This is a genomic window from Bartonella sp. CM31XJBT (assembly GCF_028618555.1).
Taxonomy (GTDB): domain Bacteria; phylum Pseudomonadota; class Alphaproteobacteria; order Rhizobiales; family Rhizobiaceae; genus Bartonella.
On sequence record NZ_JAQITD010000005.1, the window covers coordinates 49,505 to 74,525 of the forward strand.

Genomic DNA, 25,021 nt, shown 5'->3' on the forward strand with positions numbered 1-25,021 from the left:
CGGGGTAATCATTAAATGAAAATAATATTTTCTTTTCAGCGTTTTGTCGTATATTTTGGTGTAATTGCTATTTTTTTTGTAAATGTTGGAACGGTTTATGCACAAGGTGTGAGTGATCAACATTTGGATTCAGCGCGAAAGGCAATCAGAGCTATTCATGCAACGGATCAATTTGATAGTTTTTTACCAAATGCGGTCCATGATTTCAAAAATGAACTGATCAGCGATGATCCGAATTTAGCAACAGCTATTTCTGATATTGTTGATAAGCAGGCGCTTGCTTTAATTAAAAGGCGCTCTGATCTAGAAAAAGAGATTGCTCATGTATATGCAAAATATTTTACTCAAAAAGAGCTTGATGCGATAACAACATTTTATAATTCTGATACCGGTAAAAAGTTTTTGACAGAAGTCCCCAATATTGCACGTGATTCTTATTCAGCATTTGATATATGGCGTACTGCTCTTATGCGGGATCTTGTAGAAAATGTGAAAAAAGAGATGTCTGAAACACTTAATTTGAATAATTCTACTATGCCTACAAATATGCCAATAAAATCAGAATCTTCAGAAAATAAAAAATAGCTTGATCGATATCATGACAACAATGGGCAATTTCTGATTTTTTTTTATAGCGGCGGTTTTCCCGCCGTTTTTAATATTTTAATGAGAGTAGGTCTTTTTAGAATACTGCTTTATAAAAAATGCTTCTTCAAAAGAAAAAAAGACTTTCATTTGATAATAAAAGACCTTAGCCTACTCTTGCAGCTATATAAGAAGGAATAATTCGTGGGCTCTTTTGATTTTGATTTATTTGTTATTGGAAGTGGTTCTGGTGGAGTGCGTGCAGCACGGCTTGCTGGAGGTCTTGGCAAGCGGGTCGCTATAGCAGAGGAATATCGTATAGGGGGCACTTGTGTTATTCGTGGTTGCGTTCCCAAAAAACTTTATGTTTATGCATCACAATATGTAAAAGAATTTAAGAAAAGTGTTGGTTTTGGGTGGGAATATGCGGATCCAATTTTTAGCTGGGAAAAGTTGGTTGCAGCTAAAAATAAAGAAATATCAAGGTTAGAAGGGCTGTATCGTAAGGGATTAGAAAATAACAATGTGCATATTTATGAAAGTCGTGCTACTTTTATAGATGATCACACATTAGAGCTTTCTGCCACGGGTGAGCGGGTAAGTGCAGAAAAAATTTTGATTGCAACGGGAGCAAAATTTGCACAAAATACTCCCATAGAAGGTGGTGAATTTTGCCTTACTTCTAATGAGATTTTTGACCTTGATCAACTCCCAAAATCAATAGTCATTGTTGGTGGAGGGTATATTGGTGTTGAATTTGCTAATATTTTTCATGAATTAGGTGTAAAAACAACACTCCTCCATCGGAGTGATTTAATCCTTCGTAATTTTGATCATGATTTGCGGCAATTGCTCAGCGATGCAATGATTGAAAAAGGGATTTCTATTCTCTACGGAATAACAATTTCTAAAGTGCAGGCTGCAGAAAATTGTTATGAAGTTGTTTTATCAAATGGGAAAATAATCAGTGCCGATCAGATTATGTTGGCTACGGGGCGTGTACCAAATACAACGGGTTTAAGACTTGATAGGGCAGGTGTTCAAGTGGATGAATTTGGTGCAGTTGTTGTTGATGAGAAAATGACAACAAATATCCCCCATATTTGGGCTGTTGGTGATGTAACAGGTCATATTCAATTAACACCTGTTGCGATTCATGATGCAATGTGTTTTGTTAAGACAGCATTTGAGAATATTCCCACAACACCTGATTATGATTTAATTACAACAGCAGTTTTTTCACAGCCAGAGATTGGAACGGTGGGTCTTTCAGAAGAAGAGGCGGTAAAGCGTTATAAGCGTCTTGAAATTTATCGTACAGTTTTTCGTCCTATGCGTAATGTTCTTTCTGGTAGTTCAGAGAAAATGCTTATGAAACTCATTGTTGATGGTGAAAGCCGTATTGTTGTGGGCGCTCATATTTTAGGGGAAAATGCTGGTGAGATGGCACAGCTTATAGGGATATCTCTCAAGGGTAAGCTGACGAAGGATATTTTTGACGAGACGATGGCAGTGCATCCAACGATGGCAGAAGAATTGGTAACAATGTATAAACCAAGTTATATATATGAAAATGGGAAGAAAATAGAAAGTTAAACAGCATATATTATGGTAAAAAGTTTTTGATATGCTAATCTTTAAGCTTAATCTTTAGAGAGAGTGTAATGATAAAAGAATGGGCGCCTGACACTTGGAGAACAAGGCCAATTAAACAAGTTCCGACTTATCCGGATAAGTCTATGTTAGAAGATGTTGAGCGAAAACTGAGAAGCTATCCTCCTTTAGTTTTTGCCGGTGAAGCACGTGATTTAAAAAATGAATTAGCAGCCGTTGCGAAAGGCCAAGCTTTTTTATTACAAGGTGGTGATTGTGCCGAAAGCTTTGCAGAACATGAAGCTGATAATATCCGTGATTTTTTTCGCGTATTTTTGCAAATGGCGATTGTTTTAACCTTTGGTAGTTCTAAACCGGTTGTTAAGATTGGTCGTATTGCTGGTCAATTTGCAAAGCCTCGCTCTTCTGATATAGAAAGAAAAGAGGGGGTTGAATTTCCTGCTTATCGTGGGGATATTATTAATGGCATTGAATTTGAAGCCGGTTCTCGTATTCCAGATCCGCAACGGATGTCTATGGCTTATCGCCAATCTGCGGCAACACTTAATCTATTGCGTGCTTTTTCACAAGGTGGCTATGCTAATTTAGAAAATGTTCACACATGGATGTTGAGTTTTGTTTCTAACAGTCCGCAGGGGGAACGTTATGAATTATTGGCAGAGCGTATTTCTGAAGCAATTGATTTTATGCGTTCTATAGGGATTACATCCAAAACACATTCTTCATTGCGTGAAACATCTTTTTATACCAGTCATGAAGCACTGTTGCTTGGTTATGAAGAGGCTTTGACTCGGATTGATTCAACTTCAGGAAATTGGTATGCAACATCTGGTCATATGCTATGGATTGGTGACCGTACGCGTCAGATTGACCATGCTCACGTTGAATATTGTCGCGGCATTAAAAATCCTATAGGATTAAAATGTGGTCCTTCCATTGAGTCTGATGAGCTTTTAAAATTAATTGATATTTTAAATCCTGAAAACGAGTTGGGGCGGCTTACTCTCATTACGCGCTTTGGTTATGATAAAGTTGAACGTTATCTGCCTAAACTCATCCGTGCCGTTGAACGCGAGAAGCGTGCGGTTATATGGTCATGTGATCCAATGCATGGCAATACAATTACTGCCAATGGTTATAAGACGCGTCCCTTTGATTATGTTTTAAAAGAAGTAGAGAATTTTTTTGCAGTGCATCGTGGAGAAGGAACTTATCCAGGGGGCATTCATATTGAGATGACAGGTCGTGATGTTACTGAATGTACAGGAGGGGCGCATGCCATTTCTGTGGACGATCTATCTGATCGTTATCATACGCAATGTGATCCTCGGCTAAATGCAGATCAAGCGTTAGAATTGGCTTTTCTTGTTGCTGAACTCCTTAAAAAAAATCGTGCGACTGACTCGTTAGCAATTGCTGCTGAGGGGTAGGCAAAAATTTACTTAATATTTTTTTTAGGTCATTATGGCAGAAGAGAATTTTTAAAAAAGTGATATTTCCGATGATGAGGAATAAAGTTGTGGTTGCTAAACTGATGAAATGATACAAAGGCTTATGAAAAATGATTTTCGGGTATCAATTGCCCAATTAAATCCTATTGTCGGTGATATTGAGGGGAATTTTTCTTTAGCTGTCATGGCGCATCAAAAGGCCAAAGAAGAGGGGGCTGATCTTGTTTTATTCACGGAACTTTTTATAAGCGCTTATCCGCCGGAAGATCTTGTTCTAAAACCTGCTTTTACAAAAACATGTGAAGAGACTGTTGAGAAATTAGCAAAGATAACCGTAGGCGGACCAGGAATTGTCATTGGTCTTCCATTAAGGCGCAATGGTAATATTTACAGCGCTGTCATGGTTCTTGATGAAGGGAGAGTCATAGCCGAAAGTTTGAAGTTTGATTTACCTAATTATGCTGAATTTGATGAAAAGCGTTTATTTTCTTCAGGTCCACGTCCTCAGCCTATTGTCTATCATGGAAACAAATTAGGAATAGTCATTTGTGAGGATCTTTGGAATGATTCCTCTCTTAGTACAGAGCTTAAAGATAAAGGAGCGGAAATTATTCTTGTCCTTAACGGATCTCCCTACTATCGTAATAAAACTTTAAAACGTATAGATGTTATCCATACGCAAGCTCTACGATCTGGGATACCAATTATTTATGCTAATCAAGTTGGTGGTCAAGATGAGCTCGTTTTTGATGGCGGGTCTTTTGCCTTGAATGGACAAGGCAAAAAGATATTTCAAATGAAACACTTTGATAGCCATATTGCTTTAAGCCATTGGCAAAAAACAACGACGGGATGGCACTGTGTTTCAGGTCCTAATGAAAGTCTTCTCAATGGATTAGCGGCTGATTATCAAGCTTGTGTTTTGGGGTTGAAAGATTACGTTAATAAAAACGGCTTTAAGGATGTTATTCTTGGTCTTTCAGGAGGAATTGATTCAGCCCTGTGTACGGCAATGGCGGTGGATGCTCTTGGTGCTGAGAGGGTTCGCACCATTATGATGCCCTATCATTATACTTCGCAAGAATCATTAAAAGATGCTAAAGAATGTGCTGATCTTTTGGGATGTCGTTATGAAATCATACCGATTGAGCAAGCTGTTGAAGCTTTTCTTGAAACAATGGCACCTGTTTTTTCAGGGTTACCCTCTGACGTCACAGAGGAAAATCTTCAAAGTCGTATACGCGGTACAGTTTTAATGGCTCTTTCAAATAAATTCGGTTCAATGGTGGTAACGACAGGCAATAAGTCAGAAATGGCTGTGGGATATGCAACACTGTATGGGGATATGAATGGCGGGTTTAATCCTATAAAAGATATTTATAAAATGCAGGTTTATGCATTAGCTGAGTGGCGCAATAAAAATCACTTGCATAATTTAAGAGGACCAGAAGGGATTGTCATTCCATCCAATATTATAGAAAAAGCGCCTTCTGCAGAGCTGCGAGAAAATCAAAAAGATGAAGATTCTCTTCCGCCTTATCCTATTCTAGATGATATCTTACAATCTCTTGTAGAAAATGACATGAGTATTTGTGATATTGTTAAACGTGGACACTCACGAGAAACTGTTGCAAAAGTTGAACAGCTTCTTTATGGTGCCGAATATAAAAGGCGTCAATCTGCGCCTGGTGTAAAAATCAGTTACAAAAATTTCGGACGCGATCGTCGCTATCCCATAGTCAATCATTTTCGCGATAAAAATTGAGTATTATTTTATGGTTAAAGTTCGTTTTGCTCCCTCTCCAACAGGTTATATTCATATTGGCAATATCCGTATTGCGCTTTTCAACTGGCTTTATGCGCAAGCGTATAAGGGAGAATTTATTTTACGCTATGATGATACAGATATTGAACGTTCTAAACAAGAATATATCGATGCTATTGCTGTTGACCTTGAATGGCTTGGTATTCAACCAGATGCAATTTATTACCAATCCAAGCGATTTAATCGATATGATGAAGTGGCAGAAATTCTCAAACAACGTGGTCTTCTTTATCCTTGTTATGAGACAACAGAGGAATTAGAGCGGCGTCGTAAAATCCAGCTTTCACGCAAATTGCCTCCTGTTTATGACCGTGCAGCATTGAAGTTGACAACAGAAGAGAGAAAAAACTTTGAATCACAAGGTCGTAAACCCCATTGGCGTTTTCTTCTTCCTAATTTTGAAAGTGATCCTTTACACACAAAGCGAACAGAAGTTTGCTGGAATGATGCAATAAAGGGAAAGCAGACGATTGATTTAGCTTCTCTTTCAGATCCTGTTCTTATTCGTGAAGATGGAACCTATCTTTATACATTGCCGTCTATTGTTGATGATGTAGATATGGCTATTACGCATATTATTCGTGGGGATGATCATATTACAAATACAGGCGCTCAAATTGCTCTTTTTAAAGCTCTTAATGCAGAATTACCGGTTTTTGCTCATACCAATTTATTGGCGACAGTTTTAGGAAAAGGATTTTCAAAACGTAATAATGATCTTTCTATTCGTTCTCTACGGGAAGAAGGATTTGAATCTATAGCTGTTCAATGCCTTGCCGTTTTGATTGGGACATCGCAAAATGTGCATCCCTATCCCAATCAAGCTGCGCTTTTAGAGCATTTTAATCTCCAAGATACGTCAAGATCCGTTGCAAAATTTGATATTGCTGATCTTCTTGCTTTGAATAGTCATCTTGTCCATGAGTTAACCTATGAGGAAGTAAAAATGCGCCTTAAAAAACTTTCTATTGAGGGAGATAAGGCGGAATATTTCTGGAACGCGATAAGAAGCAATATTAATAAAGTCAATGATGCTGTTTTTTGGTGGAAAATCATTCATGATGAACAGAATTTTGATACAGTAGCACTAGAGGATCGTGCTTTTGTGCACCAATCACTCGATTTCTTACCTGAAGGTGCTTTGAATGAGGAAAGTTGGAAAATTTGGACAACAGCATTAAAAGAAAAAACAGGTCGAAAAGGAAAAGCTTTATTTATGCCATTACGTCAGGCACTTACGGGCATGGATCATGGACCTGAAATGGGAAAAATTTTGCAGCTTTTAGGGCGTGAAAAGGTAACGGAAAGGCTCTCTAGGAAATAAGAGCGGATTTTTTAAAAGTATTTCGTTCATTTCACTCTTAAAGAGAGTAAAGAACGGGTTTATTTACACGTTTTTATAAGCATGAAAGCAGGAATATCATCACCAAATCCAATGGGTGTGTAATTCTTATTTTTTCGTGAGCGTTGTTGCTCAGATGGTTTCTCCTTATTATTTGCATTTTTGATATATTCTGTTTTATTCTCTTCTACAGATTTTTTAGTGTGAACAACAGGCTCTTTTGGAGCAGTTTTCTTTGATGGTTTTGAAGATTTTTTCTTTACAACAATATCTTCTGTTTGATCATCAGCTATTAAAGTTGAGAGATCTCCATTGAGCCATTCAATTTTTTCATTACTCATTTCTTCGATGGCATTGATATATTTTTGATCAGCTTTTGTGACAATTGTAAAAGCTTTTCCGCTACGATTTGCACGCCCTGTACGACCAATTCGATGGATATAGTCTTCAGCATGTGTAGGAACATCATAGTTAAATACATGACTTACAGCTGGAATATCGAGTCCACGGGCAGCAACATCAGAAGCAACAAGAAGTGTAAGTTTATTATTTTTAAAATCAGCTAGGGTGTTCATGCGCGAATATTGGTCCATATCTCCATGAAGTGCCCCTACATTAAAGTTATGTTTGATGAGCGATCTAAAAAGTTCAGAGATATCTCTCTTTCGATTACAGAAAATGATTGCATTTTGAAGCTCTGCACCTTCATTTTGGATAAGCTCTCGTAAAACCGCTCTTTTATCCCATGATTTATTTCCAGATTTGACAAGCCGCTGTGTAATTGTGGTTGCAGTTGAGGATGCTTTTGTAACTTCAACAGATACAGGAGAATGTAAAAATTGTTTCGTTAGTTTTGTAATTTCTGGCGCCATTGTTGCAGAAAAGAACAAAGTTTGACGCGTAAAAGGAGTTAGCTTACAGATGCGTTCAATATCAGGAATAAAGCCCATATCCAACATGCGATCAGCTTCATCAATCACAAGGATTTCAACGCCCATCAGGAGCAGTTTACCGCGCTCGCAATGATCAAGAAGGCGCCCTGGTGTTGCTATAAGAACATCAGCTCCCCGTTCAAGTTTGCGATCTTGGAGTTCAAAAGAAACTCCACCAATCAAAAGAGCAACATTTAAACGATGATTTATTCCGTATTTATCAAAATTTTCTTCAACTTGAGCTGCAATTTCTCTTGTTGGTTCTAAGATGAGCGTACGGGGCATTCGTGCTCTTGCACGACCTTTTTCAAGGAGAGTGAGCATAGGCAATACGAAAGAGGCAGTTTTACCTGTTCCCGTTTGGGCGATTCCTAAAACGTCTTTTCTTTGAAGGACATGCGGAATTGTTTCGCTTTGAATAGGTGTTGGAGCTGTATACCCCGCTGATTTCACCGCATTAATAACCTTTGCGGAAAGACCTAAATCATCAAAACTGTTTAAAGATGGTATCATTTTTTTATCAACTGCTCTGTGATTTTAACTGCGTTATCTAAATGATAATTATAATCAATATTCTACACTCTTTAAAAGTGTTAAGATGTTTTTACAAAAAATTAACTATAACAATCATATACACATAAAACGCATAATACAATCATTAATAGCGAAATTGTTCTGATAAAATGCGCTCATCCCATGAATGATTTGAGTCAAAAAGGATTGAAGCTGTTACTTCTGTTGCCATTGAAATAGTAACTGAATGGACAGATTTAACTTCAATATTATCTGCAGCAGCATTTACAGGGCGTTTGTCAGGTTCAAGCATATCAAAGCGCACTGTTACTGTATTGGGAAGCAAAGCTCCATGCCAACGCCGAGGGCGAAAAGGGCTAACAGGAGTGAGGGCCATAAGGGGAGCCATAAGAGGTAAGATAGGTCCTTGTGCTGATAAATTATAGGCGGTTGATCCAGCTGGTGTAGCGACGAGGACACCATCACAACTTAATTGTTCCATGCGTACGTTGTTATCAATGGTGATGCGAATTTTTGCAGCTTGATAAGATTGCCGAAAGAGGGATACTTCATTAATTGCAAGCGCCTCGATAGAATCTTGACATTCAGATTTTGCAATCATGCGCAGGGGATGGATTTCTTTTTTATGTGCGGCAGCAATACGATTGGGCAATTTTTTTTCATGAAATTCATTCATAAGAAATCCTACAGAACCTTGATTCATGCCATAAATAGGTTTGCCTGTGTTCATGACGTCTCGTACGGTTTGTAACATTGTCCCATCACCACCGATTGCAACAACAATATCAGTTTCTTCCAGAGAAGAATGACCATAAACGGAAATTAATTTATGGGTAGCTTTGATAGCCTCCTCAGTTTCTGCGGAAATAAAATGAAAGCGACTTGGTAATGTAGCCATTTAAAAATTGTCCTGATACTTATAATTTATGTTGTAACTTATTTATGAGAGTTTTGAAGTTGTAATAAAAGCTCTTTTTATAATAAAAAGAGCATTGAATAAAGAGAAGTTATTTCAAGGTAAAGTATCATTAAAAAGTAAAAGGAGTGCGTCGTTAGATAAATCACAAACAAGTAATTTTTTTATTAGAATGATAATTTAGCATTGAAGCTAAGAGTATGATTAGTTAAAAGACCATAACTGATTTTAATAATCAGTGTGAAGCACCCGTAGCTCAGCTGGATAGAGCGCTGCCCTCCGAAGGCAGAGGTCACAGATTCGAATTCTGTCGGGTGCACCAAATTTTTCAACTTCATATTATCCTAAATAACAATATTACCTAAAAAGAAGCCAATTTCCTCTTTTATGAAAATGGTTATTTGAGTTGTTTATTAAGTTTTTTAGCGAATAAGCAAATGATTTTAAGAGAAGCAAAATTTACGGCTGCGTATATAATTCTTCGGTTAGTCATTTTGAATATCGAGATAAAAAACAAGATTATCTAAATATGCTTTCAATTTAACTATAAACATTTATAACATAAAAATACATATTAATTCAATATGTTATTGTACAACTGATCTGGCGATGTTGATAGTAGATCGCTAAATATATTGTTTTGAGCATTAAAATAGATAGCTAAATTTTCTTTTATTCTATTTTTGGAGCTAAAGGCTGTTATGGTGAGATGGAACGCGGATGAGAAATATCACCAGTTAAAGGAACAATAAGGAGGAAAAACAACCTTCAAGATTTGAATTGTTTCAAAATGCTGTATTCGGTATGGTTTTGATATGGGTATCTGGTGATTTCTCTATACACCAATATTGCCAGTTATGTTGGATGAGGGATTGTTTACCTTTAATCAACGTTCTTATATACCGAGCGCTAATTATGATGGTTATTTAGTTGGGAGTATGTTCTTTACGTTTGGCAGAATTGGGAATATATCTCTTGCTCCTCGCATGCGATCTTATACAGTTATAGTAATGAGTGCACTTAATTATTTCCATGGCGTTAATACTTAGTCCTTTTGATCCGTTTTGCTGCTGGTGTTGCGAGTGTAGCAATGATGGTTTTTGGTTCTATTATAGTCATACAGCATAGCCATATGGGCGGATTATTGCTTCGCTTTATGCAGGTGTAGGAGTTGATATTCTACTACTAGGTAATGAATATGTTATTATTAGTTTGAACAGAGCACTTGATTCAACAAACATTTGGTTTGGAGTTAGCTTAATGTCTGTTCAAAATTTTTAAAAACATATAGGTTTAATTATAACAACTATATCAAAAAACACCTCCGTTATTTCTTTCATTGCAAATGAAACCGCTCCTGTTAATCAGAAAAAACCATCCAAAATATGAATAGATCAATCAAATGGATTTCGTGACTGGCATTATATCGCATTCGTGCTTTAAAAGATTTTGGTGATGTAAGAAAGGCGGTCTAGATGCTTTTATTGAAATTGAAAGCAACCTCTCTCATGATGGCAATTACTGGGTTGCTGATAATGCCGTGTTGTAAAATCTAGTCGTGTTTATGAAAATACAAGGGGCTATGGCAATACTGCCATTGGGGGCTATGTCTATGGCAATACCCTTATATGTGATAAAACCTATGTGTATTTTGGTGCTCATGTTTATGACAATGCTCATCTTTTTTATAACGGTTGAGTTTATCATTATGCGTGGGGTTATGGGAATGAAAAATTATCCGGTAGTGTACGTATTTATAGCAATGCAGCGGTTTATGATCATGCGGTTGTTTAGGCAAGGTTTAGGGCAATGCTAGTGTGGGGTGTCATACTAAGGTCTACGGCTCTGTTTATGGCAATGTCAAGATCTCCTGATTATATCGTGATTAGAGGTAATGTATATGGCAATGCAAGACTTGTTGTGATGATAGTATCTCCATAATGTCTGCCTATCATTTACTAACTTTTTAGTAAGTGGTGCTTTAAAATTGACTTGTCTTTAAATCCTTTTATGTGCCCTTAATGAATTAAAACCTATCTTATGATAGTTTCAAATGATTATTTTTTTAAGGTTTAGCTCAAAAAAAGAGTAAACCCCATACCATTCTTTAAACGTATGCAATTTATGTTTATCGATAATTTCAAACGATTACGTTTTTAACAATACGATTTGTGTGTGATAAAAACGTATCATAAAATTTATGAACTGTTATGAATGATAGCTGCTTTTCACTTCATTTGAATGTTTACATGCGTTATAACATTTGCATCATGATTTGCTTTTTGTGGTCTATTCATACATGGTAATTGTTTATAAAAAATGGTCAATTAAATCACGTATAAAAGTATAGATTTTAAATGGGATTTATATAAAATAATTGCACAAAACCTATTGACTTTATTGTGTTTTTTTATGAATAAGATTCCATCTCGTTTAGACGTTGCAAAAGAAATCACCAAAGACCTTATTGATAAGATTCTTCTCTTACACGGCGTTATCACTTTTGTTTGCAAAAATCTGCTTCGCTTTTGACTTTTGATATGGATACAACCTCTTTTGAGGTAGAGCAAAGAATTTTTTAATCATGGAGAGTACAACAGTGCTCTTCAAAAATCTTGATTGGTCTGTTGAAAAATTAAAGAGGTAGATAATTATTCAGCACGTTACCAACTACCAGATTGTGAAGTACAAATTCTTTATAATGACGCAATTATCAAAGGTTATCCGCAATTTGATTTTGGAGTTTCGATTACGACTGGTATTTTAGCTGCTGCCTGCGTGGTAATTGATCCCTATCAATTCTCAGCACTTACAAGATCTACAGCTTGATTTTGATAAAAAGGGGTGGAGAGTTTGTGAAGAAGAAATATAATGCAGATTGGTTGGAATTAAGCTTGATTATGTCTTGAAATAGGCGATAGAAAAAATTGATCTTCATAAATGCTTTTATTCCAGATATGGAGCACCACCTTGGCGATAGAGTGAAGTTGGAGGCACATAAAGGTTATCAAGGTATATGATGCAGATTATAGCTTACTTCATATTGGTGCACTGTCTTTATTGGGTGATGTTGCAACCTTACAATCTTATTATCAAAGTTTCAGTGCAGAGGATCATTTAGGCTTTCATGAAAATACCCAACAGATTCATCTGAACGTGCATTGGCTTTAGTCAAAGAAGTGGTGAAATCTAAGCAGCTCAGCTACGCTTTAATTAAAAAGTAGCAAAAATATGAGCTATCTAGAAGAAAAACAAAGTTCTTAATAAGGGACTTTCCAGAGAGGTTGAGTCTCATTCTTGGAAGGAAAAAAATAGCTAAATTTATCGAAACAAAAGATAAGGAATAGCTCCTTAAGAAATATCAAGAAGATCTAAAAAGATTATAGGAGCCAGAGTCTGGTTTAAAGCTGCCATCATCAGTTGAGTGAACTCAACAATGGTGGAGTTTTATCCATTGGCGGAAATCTGATGTTTGAAAGAGGCTTTCTTGATATAAAGGTAATATTGTAATAAATAATTATTATAAATCAATATGTTGTATATATTCATTGTTTTTTAGATTAATGACCATTGACAAATAATTTTGCATCATTTTCTCTCTTCCAGCTTTTTGTCAATCATCAATGAAAATTTTTTGTAATGGAAAGTTCATTGATAACATAACTTTTGTATGTTCATTATTTTACGCTTAAAAAAATATAAAAATAATGAAATGCAATTGAGTTATCAACTTCTTATTTTTTTCAATTTTTAATCATAAAAAAATCTTTTTATTCGTTTTGCTTATAAAAAGAATTAGTTTTTTTCTGGTGATACAAGTGGAGAAATAAGGATTTTAGATATGTTTCGGCGTTCCATTTCAATCACTTTAAAGTGTAAACCATCAGTTTCAAAGCTTTCTCCCTCATTTGGTAAATGACCAAACTGCCAAAGCATAAAGCCTGCCAGAGTCGTATAACGATCTGCTTCATCCACAAGGTTACGCCCAAGATAACCACTTAAACGGCGGATATCAGCATATCCCTCAACAAGAAGACTGCCATTTTCAAGTTGTTCTGCGATCATGAGTTCTTCATCGTCATCAGGAAAGTCTCCTGCAATAGCTTCAAGAATATCGGTTGGTGTTGCAATTCCTTCAAAAGATCCATGCTCATCAACAATAATTGCAAGCTGAATCGAAGAATGACGTAATTGCTCCATCAATCGTAAAACACTTGTGTTTTCATGAACAACGAGGGGTTCTCGCATAGCTTTTTTCCAATTAATCTTTTTCCCCTCAGCCAAATTCAAAAGAAGATCTTTTGTCAACGCAACGCCAACAAATTCATCCACTTTTTCACGCGCAAGAATTAAGCGGCTATGTTTAACCTTTTGTAATTCTTCACGCATTTCATTTTCATCAGCATTTAAATCTAACCATTCAATTTCATTACGCGGCGACATGATAGAGCGAACAGGGCGATCAGCTAAATCGAGAACACCACGAATCATCTCCTTTTCTTCTGGTCTAAACAACTCAGATGCTGCGGCCTGTTCAGCAATAACATCTACAGTCTCAGCAAGGTGACTATCTTTGCTTCCTCCTCCTAAGAGCCTCAAAACAGCATCAGCTGTTCTACTGCGTAGATCATTCGTTTTAATCATTTTTTCACGGTTACGACGTCCAATTTGATTAAAAACTTCGATGAGAACAGAAAAACCAATAGCAGCATACAAATACCCTTTTGGAATATGAAAACCAAATCCTTCAACAATGAGAGTAAAACCAATCATCATCAAAAAACCAAGACAAAGGATTACAATGGTGGGATGACGATTAATAAAACGCATAAGAGCACCAGATCCGCACATCATTACTCCCATAGCAGCTATGACTGCAATATACATAACTGCTGCCTGCTCTTTTGCAATCATACCTGTTGCGGTAATAATACTGTCTAGTGAAAAAACGGCATCCAGCACCACGACTTGGACGATTACTTGCCAAAAAACAGCATAACCAAGGCCTGTTTTTCTTTCATGTGATACCCCTTCTAACCTTTCATGTAATTCTAGCGTTCCCTTTGCTAGCAAAAAGGCTCCACCACCGATTAAAATAAAGCTATGCCAACTAAATACAAAAGATGAAAGTGAAAGAATGACCCTATCGAGTCTCATAACCCATCCAATAACTGTAAGAAGGAAAAGCCGCATAATTAATGCTAAAGTAAGACCTATAAAGCGTGCGCGGTCACGCAAATGCAGTGGCAATTTTTCAGCTAAAATTGCAATAAAGATAAGGTTATCTATTCCTAAAACAATTTCGAGAAAAACCAGCGTGATCAAACCAAACCACGCATGGGGATCAGTGATCCATTCCATCATTCCTTACCTTTTATAAGCTTAAAAGCGCGCGATTGACAAAAAAAATTCATAGGCTTTTATTCGTATATTGGATCATGAACATTGTATGTAAGAAAACTTATATTCAAAGAAAAAAACAACACAATATTGCTTGAATGCATGTGATTGCTGATAAAACAAAATGATGCCCCATCCCGCTTACAATCACAAGAAGGTCCCTCTAAATTTTGCTCGGGCATTATGCTCGATAATCCTCTAACTATAGGTTCTGTGTAACAATCAGAACATTTATTTATAAAGCTTCTTATAATGGGTTTATTTTTATATAAGATCAAGTGGTGAATATCATATTTTTAACCTTACAGACAATGAGTTTATATAACAAACAACAAAATATCTGGACATCCATCCTTAGGAGCGTTATAGAAACGCTCATTCTCGTCTTTTGAGAAGCTTATGGGTGATTAGCTCAGTCGGTAGAGCAGCTGACTCTTAATCAGCGGGTCGTGGGTTCGATCCCCTCATCACCCACCATTCTATTTTATACCGTAAATAACTCATTGATTGCGTAAATTTTTTTTAAGATACGAGTTTCTAAATAAAATTGGGCAGTAGGATTTCCCCATATCTGTTTGTTTAAAAGTGAAGATTGTTGATATAGCTTAGTCATCGGTTTTTGTACTTTTTAGGGGACACAAAAAACTTCCAAAGGACATTTAAAGATCTTTTAATGCGTATTGTTTCTTTTTTTAAAGTCGCAATTGGTAAGGAGAAGCTTCTTACCGACAATTATCTTATTTAAAGGGGTATAAAAATCAACAGTTTTCACTTCTTTTAATATAAATTGATTAAATTTTTTTTGGATTTTTAGCATATTGTTTAAAGACAGAAGAAACTTTGCACTTTAGTTGTATTAGCAGCGTGGATATTTTTTGATAACTCTCCCGCTTAAACAAAAAACTTCTGTAATAATCATCAGTATTCCAAGAGGATAAATCAAGATAAAATAAAGTATTTAGCGGACATAACAGGAATAAAATTAGATCAGTTTAATTGTTTAAAACTAGTACCTGTTAAACGAAAGACAATAGGCTTTAATGAGGCTTCAAGTTTAAAAATATTAAACTATGAAGTTATGCTATGCTGTCTTTCCGTTAGCTTAACCTCTAAAAATATAAATATTAAGAAAGCCGCTCAGAATCATTATAATATATTGATTTATAATGATTAATTATTATTTTTTTAAACTTTACTATCATAAACTTCTTTTGTTTCAATCCCTCTTATAATGAATCAATTAAAATTATTATTTTTGCATTATAAATGGGATTAACGTGCGGATAAAGACTATTGAAGAAAAGCATAAAAATGATTCTTATTAACGTTCTTAGGCGCCAAAAGTTATCACAACATTGGGAAAATAGTATAATGGTGCAGGCTTACTCTTTTATTAAGTATAAAGATGATGTTGCAACAATGAATTTATTATTATACCATTCACGGGTATTGTTGTGTAATGGGGAAGAGCACTGAGAGAGTTTTCTTAAAAAAAATATGTAAATTGGTAACACGATGGTGTCCTGTTCTTATATAGGCACACAAAAAGAAGTAATTGATAACCTTTTATTTATTCAGGTGGTGTTTTGGGGGCTCTTTTCCAATATTGTTGCGCTTCAAAAATGGCGACCACAAATAATGAAATGATGAGCGGTATAATCAAATAAAACATTCTAAAGACAATAAGTGCTGCAATAACATCGGTTGGATTTATATTGGGCATGCCTGTGATGAAGAGAGCTTCAAGAACTCCTACTCCTCCTGCTGGAGCATTAGAGAGAAGAGTTATCGTAAAAGATGCTAGGAAAACACCAAGAACAGAGATAAAATGAATATCTGCGTTGTGTGGGAGAACAGCATATATAATTCCTGCTGCTCCTAAAAGTTCTAGAGGGCTAATGAGAAGCTGTTGAATAACAATTTTCAGCCGTGGATAGGAAAGTTGAATTTTCTTACCCAAGCGTAAGGGTTTTAACTGAAGCCAGCTGCCAAACGTATAAAGTGCTATACAGCTGAGTAAAATTGCTCCAGCTGCTGTTCCTAGCCATTCAGGAAGTTCTTTATGAATGAGGGTGATAATTTCGGGTTGCAGCACCAAAACGATTCCCAAAAGTAAGATTGTACCGATTACAAAAGTAAAAGAGCAAAAACCTACTAATATTGCGATTTCTGTTCCGTTTAACCCTTTCATTTTATAGGCGCGATAGCGTACAACGGCACCAGAAAAAACTGAAGCACCGATATTGTGTGAAAGAGCATAGGTTGTAAATGAACATATAGCGATAAAAATCCAAGAAATTTTATGGCCTAGATGTTGCAAGGCAATTCGATCATATCCAGCAAGAGCAGCATAAGCTAGGAGAGAACATAAACAGGCTAATAACCAGTGCTGTGCATTTAAATTGCTCAAGCGCTCCAATACATCCCCAAATGAAATGGCAGAGAGCTTCATGTAAAGAATTCGAATAGATACCAGCATTGCTAAGATACCAATCAATGGCCATATAAATTGCTTTATTTTCACGATTCTGTATCCATTTTATGTTTTCTGTAAATTTTCATGATTGAGCATATTCCTTACAGATTTTCGTTCTGTTATATACTCTATAATGCCATTGGCAATTTCTTCATCATCTGTTACTACAACATCAGCACCTAAATCAATGAGATATGTTGTTTCTGTGTCGGATAATGCATGTGTGATTATTTGGATATCTTTCTTCATATCACGGATATTCACGATACATTCTCCTACTTCAATGGTACTTCGCATTGTAATAACAACTTTATGTGCATTATTTATATTTGCTGCGTTCATTATTTCTTGTTGAATGATATTGCCGCAAATAGCCTCAAAGCCATCTGCAATCGCTTTATCAGAGAGGCGTTTTGATTCTTCTACGATCACTATAGGTTCACCTCTATTTATTAAAGATAATGCAACACACTTACCGATACGACCATAGCCAATAATTACGATATGGTTATTTTTTAAGGTCATCGGTAAAAAATCTTGGTCAGGATCTTGTGGATCAATATCAATAATTGTTTGGGTATTTTGTGAAGATGCAGAATTTTTTTCTAGACGTTTTTTAATTTTATTACAGGCAATGAAAACAAGAGGATTAAGCAAAATAGAAAAAATTGCTCCTCCAAGAATTAAATCATGAGCGTCATTGTTTAAAAGTCCTAAGCTTAAACTTAAACCAGCAAGGATAAAGGAAAATTCTCCGATTTGGGCAAGGCTTGCAGAAATAGTCAAAGCTGTTGCATTAGAATAGCGAAAAGCCTTAACGATGAAAAAGGCAACAGCAGATTTTCCGATTACGATAATGAATAAGGTTGCTAAGAGAGGGAAAAAATGAGTTAAGAGTTTCTCGGGGTCAAATAACATGCCTACAGAAACAAAAAAGAGAACAGAAAAAGCATCGCGCAGTGGTAAAGATTCTTCCGCGGCACGGTGGCTTAATTCTGATTCGCTCATGACCATACCAGCAAAAAAAGCACCAAGAGAAAGGGAAACACCAAATAAATGAGCGGCTCCGAAAGCTACTCCTAATGCAATAGCAAAGACGCTAAGACGAAATAATTCACGTGATCCCGATTGTGCGCTCATTTTTAAAAGCCATGGGATAACGCGTCGCCCAATGACGAGCATAAGTGCAATAAATACAATTACTTTCAGGATGGTGAGACCAAAAATACCCCAAATACTTAAATCCAACCATTGAACAAGAGGATCCAACGCTTCTTTTTTGGTATTGCTGAGAGCACTTGCCAAGGAAGGGATGAGGACAAGTATAAGGACCATTGCTAAATCCTCAATAATCAACCATCCAACGGCAATGCGTCCTTTTTCTGTTTCAATAAGATGACGCTCTTGCAAAGCACGTAGCAGGATAACAGTACTTGCTATGGATAAAGCAAGACCGAAGATCAAACTACCACTGAAGCCCCATCCCATAATCAGACCAAGGCACAAACCTAGAAAAGTAGAAAATGCCATTTGTGCAATAGCAGCAGGGACAGCAATAGCTTTGACAGATAAAAGGTCTTTTAATGAAAAGTGGAGCCCAACACCAAACATCAGCAAAATAATACCAATTTCAGCAAGTTGATTAATGATGACGGAATCTATTTTAAATCCGCCTGTATTGGGTCCCACAATAACACCAGCTAACAAATAGCCTACAAGTGGTGAAATACGTAAACGGCTCGCAATCATTCCCAAGAGAAATGCTAAACATAAGCCTGCAACAATAGTTGTGATAAGTGGTGTGTCGTGGAGCATGGATTATTTACTATTCTTGATCAAAAAGCGAATGAATGAAAACGACTATATTTCTATGAGAAGAGAGGCGAGATGTACCATACGCATTAAAGGGCATTTTTATTTCACTTTGATATTTGCACGATTATTTCGCTCACGCCACCAATTTCCTAGCAGGAGTAAAATAGGAGCAGCAATAAAGATAGAGGATGATGTTGCAATAATAATCCCAAAGACCATGGGTAATGCAAAATTATGAACAGCACTTCCACCCCATATCGCCATGGGGAGCATCGCAAGAATTGTTGTAGCTGATGTAAAAAAACAACGTACAAGAACCTGATTAATTGACAGATCAATCAGCTCGCGCAACGGCATTTTTTTATAAAGACGCATATTTTCGCGCATCCTATCATAGACGACAACTTTATCATTTATAGAATATCCAACAATTGTTAAGAGCGCAGCGATAGCCGTTAAATTAAAATCAAATTGAAATAAAGCAAAAAAGCCAATCATTTTTGTGGTGTCTAGAATGAGAGTGATAATTGCTCCAACTGCAAAGAACCACTCGAAGCGTAACCATATATAGAGAGACATGGCAATAGCCGCAAGAATAACAGCAGTAAAAGCAGCTGTGGCAAGCTCGCCTGAAATTTTGGGACCCACAACTTCTATTTGATCGAATGTGGTATCGGGATAGATATTTTGTACAGCTGTTTTAACCTTATCAATGGCGATGGTTTGTTGTGCTTCGCTACCGCTTTGTTTCTGCATGCGAATTAATACGGTGTTTTCGTTATCAATATTTTGCAAGGAAACTTCACCAACATTAAGAGTAGAAAGCTTGGAACGCAGAGTTGCTAGATCTGCTGGTGCTTTCGTGGTAATACTCATTTGGCTTCCGCCAATGAAATCAATACCAAAATTCAATCCAGGCTTAAAAAAGAGAAAAACTGAAGCCATTGATAAAACAATTGAGACGCCAATACCAATGAAGCGTGCTTTCATAAAGTGGAAAGTTGTGTTTTGTGGCATGATGTTGAAAGCAGAGTGAATATGCAACTTTTTAATTTTCCATTTACGAACGATCCAAATCATGATGATGCGTACAATGGTGATATTTGTAAACATGGAGATGATAATACCAAGCAACATTGTTACGGCAAAACCACGAACGGGACCGGTGCCGAACCAAAATAGTAAGACAGTCGCTATAATTGCCGTAACATTTGCATCAACAATGGTTGCAAAAGCGTGTTTAAATCCACGATCTAGGGCTGCAAAAGCACCCACACCTTTTCGACTTTCTTCACGGATACGTTCATTGATAAGGATATTAGCATCAACGGCAATACCGATGCCTAAAATAATACCAGCAATACCAGGCAGCGTAAGCGTAGCTCCCAAAAGACTCAGTGCAGCAAATGTTAAAATCGTGTGCAGAGCTAGTGCTATATTGGCAATTAATCCCCAAATACGGTAGAGAAGAAAAATAAAAATTGCAACAAGAATAAAGCCAATTATGCCGGTGTAAAGTCCCATTTGGATGGCATCAGCACCAAGATTTGGACCTACGGTTCTCTCTTCAATGACCGTGAGTGGTGCGGGGAGGGAACCAGCACGAAGCAGAGCAGCCAGAGTTGAGGCTTCTTTGGGGTCAAAGTTTCCTGTAATTTGACCTTGTCCATTGGGAATGACACTATTGATGGTCGGAGCGGTTAAAACCTTATTATCCAGAACAATGGCAAAAGGACGGTTAATATTTTGTCGTGTTATATCGGCAAATATTTTTGCGCCAGCAGAATCTAGAGTAAATGAAATAATGGAACGTCCTGGTATTTGGGGGTCAAAACCTGCACGGGCATCTTTCAGGACATTTCCATCTAAAGCAATTTGATCATAAATTGCATAATGTTGTGTTGCATCAGTGTATCCAGGGAGAATAGAAACACCTATAGGGGGATTATTGGGATCCACATTAGAAGGAACAAGATGAAAACTCATCTTAGCGGTTGTTCCTAAAAGATCACGCAGTTGTTTTGGATCTTGTAGGCCAGGCAATTGGACCATAATACGATCATTTCCAACCTTTTGGATGGCTGGTTCTGAAACACCAACTTGATCTATACGACGACGGATGATTTCTAAGCTTTGTTCAATAGCATTGCTTACACGGTCTTTTATACCAGCTTCCGTTAATGTGACGCGGAGAGTTTCATTTTGAGCACTGATCGTGATGTTATGTTCTGTTGTGCCAAAGCTACTGTGTATGGGGGTTATTAATGTTTTCAAAGCAGAGAGTGCTTTTTCAGTTTGCGATGGGTCAGAAATAAGGGCAATAACGCTATCTTCAACGATACGCACACTTGAGGTGCGGATTTGTTTTTCACGCAATACATTGCGCACATTGCTTAAAACTATATGTAACTGATCGCGTTTTAACGTTTTGCTATCAACCTCGAGCAGGAGAGAAGAGCCTCCTTGAAGGTCAAGACCAAGTGCTACGCGGGTGTCGGGTAAGAATTTCGAGTTTTTAACTTGTTCGTGTGAAAATAAATTGGGTAAAGCAACATAAATGCTGCTTAAAAGAATAAAACAATAAAGGGTAGTTAACCAACCAGGTGTACGCATGATATATTCCGCTAATAGGCAATCTAACAGTTATTCAAAGTTAAAAGCACAAGTAAAATAAGATGATCGTTTTTATAATTCAAGGAAGAGAATTAAGTATGTTCATTGGGAGGAGCGCGTTTATTTGAGAAATATTGCGTTTTAACGTTACGAAATCGTGTGTCAACAGCTGGAACCTTTATTAAAAAGAAATCCAATGTTAGGATTCTTTGAACGGTTCTCATAAAAATAGATTCTGCATGGGGTGTTACAAGTTTTTTGTTTTCAGTTGTGGTAGCATTCAACTGATCACACTTATTTTGTAAATCAAATCTATTCGTTTTAATGATATTATTGGTGTGTGATTGTTTGATTAAGTAAGCACGCGTTCCTAAGGTACTCGTCAAGAATACACCTAAACTGGATAGAAAAATCCAGGTTGTCAAAGGAAGAAAATCTTCTTTTTTGCAATAAAGGTGCAAAAAAAACATGCTAGAGTGCCTTCGTTAATCTTATTGAGTTCATATTATTTATCATTCTTTTATCTTATTATCAGTATTATAGGATAAGGGAAAGCTTTTATAAGATTATTCTATAAAAGTTGAAAATAGCTGCTTTATACCATATTTAAAAGAGAGGAATAAAATCCTTTTTGTGCTTGTAAGGTAGATATGTATTCATTTTGTAGAAAAAACATCCACATACTTTTCCTTCTTTTGGGGATTATCTTTGTATTTAATTCTGGTGCATGGGGGAATCGGGGGGCACAAAGTACAATTGTCGAACAAACGATAGCTTCTTATTCAGTTGATGAAATTATTCAACAACAACTGTTGATTATTGAAACTCTTGAAGAAAATACTGAAACTTTAAAAAGAGATTTTGACAGAAAGCCAGAAGATGAGCGTGCTTTAGAAGAATTGCGGTTACGTGCACAAGATATCAGTGAACGTGCTATTGAGGCAGCATTTGTTTTGCGTCCTCCTCTTAATGAGGTTAATACACTTCTTGATCAATTAACGGAGCTCCATCGTGACGTGAAAAAACTGAAAAGCTCAGTGAAGGAATATTCTTACTTGATAGAGCAAAAAGCTAAAATTAACAGTATCATGCTTCGTTTTGAAGCAATTTTCTTAGCAGCAAATAGAATAGCTGAACTTTCTATTTCTCAATCTCGGGAGCTTTTTAAACGCACGCTTACGTATAGGCTTGAGTTTTCGATTCCGATGGTTAAAAATCTCGCCCAAAAAACAAAAGAGGCTTCATCAGATTTTCTTTTGTTGTTAGATTCTTGGTGGAATTTTATATTTTATTTCAAGTTTTTACAACTATTTCTTTGCTTTTTAATTCCACTTTTTATTACTTTGGGTCTTTCGTATTTTTCTCAAAAAGTTCTTGTTCATGTGTATTGCCACTTTACGAAGTCTAATGAGGAAATATCTTATTTACAACGCTTATTGATTGCCTTTATTTCAGTTCTCTTACCTTCACTTGTATGTATTCTTTGCGTTTATCTTGTGTTGTTTTTGTTTCGTAGTTTTAACTTAGATCTAGGTAAGCTTACAACAGTTTTTGATATGATAGGTTGTCAAATTATTTTAGTATTTTTAATCAATCGCTTAGCGATTGTTCTTTTATCATCGAATATGCCCCATGTGCGTCTTCTCAGTATTGCACCATCATCTGCTTATCAATTAGTGATTTTACTCACTTCTTTAGGGGGTGTTTTGGCATTTGACGCTGTTCTTGATAGTATTTATGAAATCATTTCAGCGCCTCTATCTTTGACAATTGCTAAAAGTTTTATTGCTGTTTTTCTTGTAGCAATATTGCTGTTTATAATATCATTTGTACCTTTGCGGTTTAGACGTAGGCCTTTTCAAGGAGAAAAAAAAGAGCCATACTTTTGTCCATTTTACATACGCATTCCTCTTATTGGCTTGGGATTACTGCTCTTTGTATTGAATTTTTTAGGTTATGTTGGTCTTGCGCGTTTTATTATGCAGCAAATTATGATTGATGGAGCATTTTTAGTTCTCATGTATTTAGGAATACAAAGCGCTCAAGCACTTGGAACTAAAGACCAATTTATGAAAACAACGGTTGGTCACCTTTTGATGCAGAGGTTTCATTTAGAAGAAAAAACGATGAATCAATTGGGAGTTTTTGTGAGCGTTTTTCTCAATTTATTTGTTGTTATATTTTGTGCAATACCAATTGCTGTACAGTTTGGATTTTCCTATTCTGATTTAAAAGCAGTTTTGTGGCAATCGGTGACCGGTTTTCAGATTGGAAATATTACTCTTTCTTTGATTTCTCTTGTAACAGGAATGATTTCTTTTTGTGTTTGCTGGTTTCTTATTCGCCGATTTATTGGTTGGTTAGATAGTGTGGTGTTGGTTCATGGAGAGTTCGATTCTGGTATACGTAATTCTATCAAAACAGTGATAAGTTATGGAGGCATTGTTGTATCTGCTTTGACGGGATTATCAATGGCAGGTTTGGATCTTAGAAATTTCGCTCTTATTGCTGGAGGACTTTCACTGGGTATAGGTTTTGGTTTACAGAATATTGTCCAAAACTTTGTCTCTGGACTTATTATTTTAGTTGGAAGACCATTTAAAATAGGAGACTATATAGAATCTGGATCAGTAGCTGGTATTGTTAAGCGTATTAGTGTGCGTGCAACGGAACTTGAGACTATTCAGCGTAAGACGATTATTATTCCCAATTCAAGCCTTATTAATAATAATGTTAGTAATTGGACACGACGCAATAAAGTAGGACGAATTGATATACCAGTTATTGTATCATCTAAGGTTACTCCAGAGCATGTTGTTGAAATTTTGTTAGAGATTGCTTCTTCGACAGAAGGCGTTTTAAAAAATCCTATCCCACAGGTGAGTTTTACGGCATTTGATCGTAAGAGTTTTTCCTTTAATTTAGCTATTTATGTGCCTAATATTATTTCACCTTCTCATATAACCAACGCTCTTCGATTTAGCCTATATAAGCGTTTTGCTGAGGAAGGAATCTTAGAATGCTGAAATATACTTATGTTTTGATTACAGTTATTCTGTTAAGTATTTTTACCATAACAGCTTTTGCTGCAACAGTGAAGAATACTGATTTAAAGATACAATCTCTCATTGTTGTTGAAGGAAGTATACCTTCAAAAATTTCTTTAAATACTCATCAAACAATTACAATTTGTATGAAGGGATGTTTTATAACTTTTCCTAATAAAGACCGTTTTGCAATAAAGGCAGATGATAATATAGAAATCAATAGGGGAAGAGCAATTTTTAAATAAAATAATTGAGAATTTTTGTTTGGGGACAAGATTTAGAAGGATAATGATATTGTGCGTAATTAATAATCTCATCCTTTAGAAAATGGTAGAAAAAAGGTATGATTTTAGTATAAAATAGGTGTGATTTTTTATACTATGTAGAATCTACAGTTATGCATTTTTGATGTAAGATTATTGAGGTATTTATAATATTTTTAATGGATATCAATTTTCTAAAAATTATTAC

17 protein-coding genes and 2 tRNA genes are annotated in these 25,021 nt (G+C 36.2%); 12 read left to right on the forward strand and 7 right to left on the reverse strand.

What is annotated here, in order from left to right; genetic code table 11:
* Positions 1–15: 15 nt before the first annotated feature.
* From PVV63_RS03615 to gltX, 5 genes are all read left to right on the forward strand, one after another.
* Positions 16–585: a DUF2059 domain-containing protein gene (locus tag PVV63_RS03615; RefSeq protein WP_273790685.1), complete on the forward strand. Its 570-nt coding sequence runs from the start codon at positions 16–18 to the stop codon at positions 583–585.
* A 204-nt stretch (positions 586–789) separates the two neighbouring features.
* Positions 790–2,181, forward strand: a complete 1,392-nt coding sequence (gene gor, locus PVV63_RS03620; RefSeq protein ID WP_273790686.1) for a glutathione-disulfide reductase — start codon at positions 790–792, stop codon at positions 2,179–2,181.
* A gap of 68 nt (positions 2,182–2,249) precedes the next feature.
* Positions 2,250–3,629 carry a class II 3-deoxy-7-phosphoheptulonate synthase gene (locus tag PVV63_RS03625; protein WP_273790687.1) on the forward strand — a complete coding sequence of 460 codons (1,380 nt, stop codon included), beginning with the start codon at positions 2,250–2,252 and terminating at the stop codon, positions 3,627–3,629.
* Positions 3,630–3,753: 124 nt separating this feature from the next.
* Positions 3,754–5,415, forward strand: coding sequence for an NAD+ synthase (locus PVV63_RS03630; protein ID WP_273790688.1), 1,662 nt, complete (start codon positions 3,754–3,756; stop codon positions 5,413–5,415).
* Between the two features lie 10 nt (positions 5,416–5,425).
* Positions 5,426–6,799, forward strand: a complete 1,374-nt coding sequence (gltX, locus tag PVV63_RS03635) for a glutamate--tRNA ligase (RefSeq protein ID WP_273790689.1) — start codon at positions 5,426–5,428, stop codon at positions 6,797–6,799.
* A 59-nt stretch (positions 6,800–6,858) separates the two neighbouring features.
* Here the strand turns inward: gltX and PVV63_RS03640 are convergent, their stop codons facing one another.
* The gene (locus tag PVV63_RS03640; RefSeq protein WP_273790690.1) at positions 6,859–8,262 is read right to left on the reverse strand and encodes a DEAD/DEAH box helicase; all 1,404 of its coding nucleotides are present in this window, start codon (positions 8,260–8,262) and stop codon (positions 6,859–6,861) included.
* 145 nt (positions 8,263–8,407) lie between these two features.
* On the reverse strand, positions 8,408–9,181 hold the full coding sequence (locus PVV63_RS03645; protein WP_273790691.1) for an NAD kinase: 774 nt from the start codon (positions 9,179–9,181) through the stop codon (positions 8,408–8,410).
* A 263-nt stretch (positions 9,182–9,444) separates the two neighbouring features.
* On the opposite strand from PVV63_RS03645, the gene PVV63_RS03650 reads away from it, so the two are divergent.
* The 4 genes from PVV63_RS03650 (at position 9,445) to PVV63_RS10460 (ending at position 12,370) form a co-directional block, all read left to right on the forward strand.
* Positions 9,445–9,521 (forward strand) — tRNA-Arg (locus PVV63_RS03650).
* Positions 9,522–10,056: 535 nt separating this feature from the next.
* Positions 10,057–10,248, forward strand: a complete 192-nt coding sequence (locus tag PVV63_RS03655) for a YbfB/YjiJ family MFS transporter (RefSeq protein ID WP_273790743.1) — start codon at positions 10,057–10,059, stop codon at positions 10,246–10,248.
* A 533-nt stretch (positions 10,249–10,781) separates the two neighbouring features.
* Positions 10,782–11,015 carry a hypothetical protein gene (locus PVV63_RS03665; RefSeq protein ID WP_273790693.1) on the forward strand — a complete coding sequence of 78 codons (234 nt, stop codon included), beginning with the start codon at positions 10,782–10,784 and terminating at the stop codon, positions 11,013–11,015.
* Between the two features lie 1,226 nt (positions 11,016–12,241).
* Positions 12,242–12,370: a hypothetical protein gene (locus tag PVV63_RS10460; RefSeq protein WP_404977280.1), complete on the forward strand. Its 129-nt coding sequence runs from the start codon at positions 12,242–12,244 to the stop codon at positions 12,368–12,370.
* Positions 12,371–12,994: 624 nt separating this feature from the next.
* Here PVV63_RS10460 and PVV63_RS03670 read toward each other — a convergent pair.
* Positions 12,995–14,563, reverse strand: coding sequence for a TerC family protein (locus PVV63_RS03670; protein ID WP_273790694.1), 1,569 nt, complete (start codon positions 14,561–14,563; stop codon positions 12,995–12,997).
* Between the two features lie 437 nt (positions 14,564–15,000).
* Between PVV63_RS03670 and PVV63_RS03675 the strand changes: the two genes are divergently transcribed.
* Positions 15,001–15,076: transfer RNA gene (locus PVV63_RS03675), tRNA-Lys, on the forward strand.
* 1,093 nt (positions 15,077–16,169) lie between these two features.
* Here PVV63_RS03675 and PVV63_RS03680 read toward each other — a convergent pair.
* The 4 genes from PVV63_RS03680 to PVV63_RS03695 all read right to left on the reverse strand — a co-directional run bounded on the left by PVV63_RS03680 (position 16,170) and on the right by PVV63_RS03695 (position 21,973).
* A complete protein-coding gene (locus tag PVV63_RS03680) occupies positions 16,170–17,123 on the reverse strand; it encodes a YbhN family protein (RefSeq protein WP_273790695.1) in 954 nt (317 codons plus the stop codon).
* Positions 17,124–17,138: 15 nt separating this feature from the next.
* Positions 17,139–18,890 carry a YbaL family putative K(+) efflux transporter gene (gene ybaL / locus PVV63_RS03685; RefSeq protein WP_273790696.1) on the reverse strand — a complete coding sequence of 584 codons (1,752 nt, stop codon included), beginning with the start codon at positions 18,888–18,890 and terminating at the stop codon, positions 17,139–17,141.
* Positions 18,891–18,989: 99 nt separating this feature from the next.
* Positions 18,990–21,503 (reverse strand): protein translocase subunit SecD, encoded by a 2,514-nt coding sequence (secD, locus tag PVV63_RS03690; RefSeq protein ID WP_273790697.1) that lies wholly within the window; start codon positions 21,501–21,503, stop codon positions 18,990–18,992.
* Positions 21,504–21,595: 92 nt separating this feature from the next.
* The gene (locus PVV63_RS03695) at positions 21,596–21,973 is read right to left on the reverse strand and encodes a hypothetical protein (RefSeq protein WP_273790698.1); all 378 of its coding nucleotides are present in this window, start codon (positions 21,971–21,973) and stop codon (positions 21,596–21,598) included.
* Between the two features lie 180 nt (positions 21,974–22,153).
* On the opposite strand from PVV63_RS03695, the gene PVV63_RS03700 reads away from it, so the two are divergent.
* On the forward strand, positions 22,154–24,529 hold the full coding sequence (locus PVV63_RS03700) for a mechanosensitive ion channel family protein (protein WP_273790699.1): 2,376 nt from the start codon (positions 22,154–22,156) through the stop codon (positions 24,527–24,529).
* Positions 24,523–24,795: a hypothetical protein gene (locus tag PVV63_RS03705; protein ID WP_273790700.1), complete on the forward strand. Its 273-nt coding sequence runs from the start codon at positions 24,523–24,525 to the stop codon at positions 24,793–24,795. Before PVV63_RS03700 ends, PVV63_RS03705 begins: the two co-directional genes overlap by 7 nt.
* The last annotated feature ends 226 nt before the right edge of the window (positions 24,796–25,021 follow it).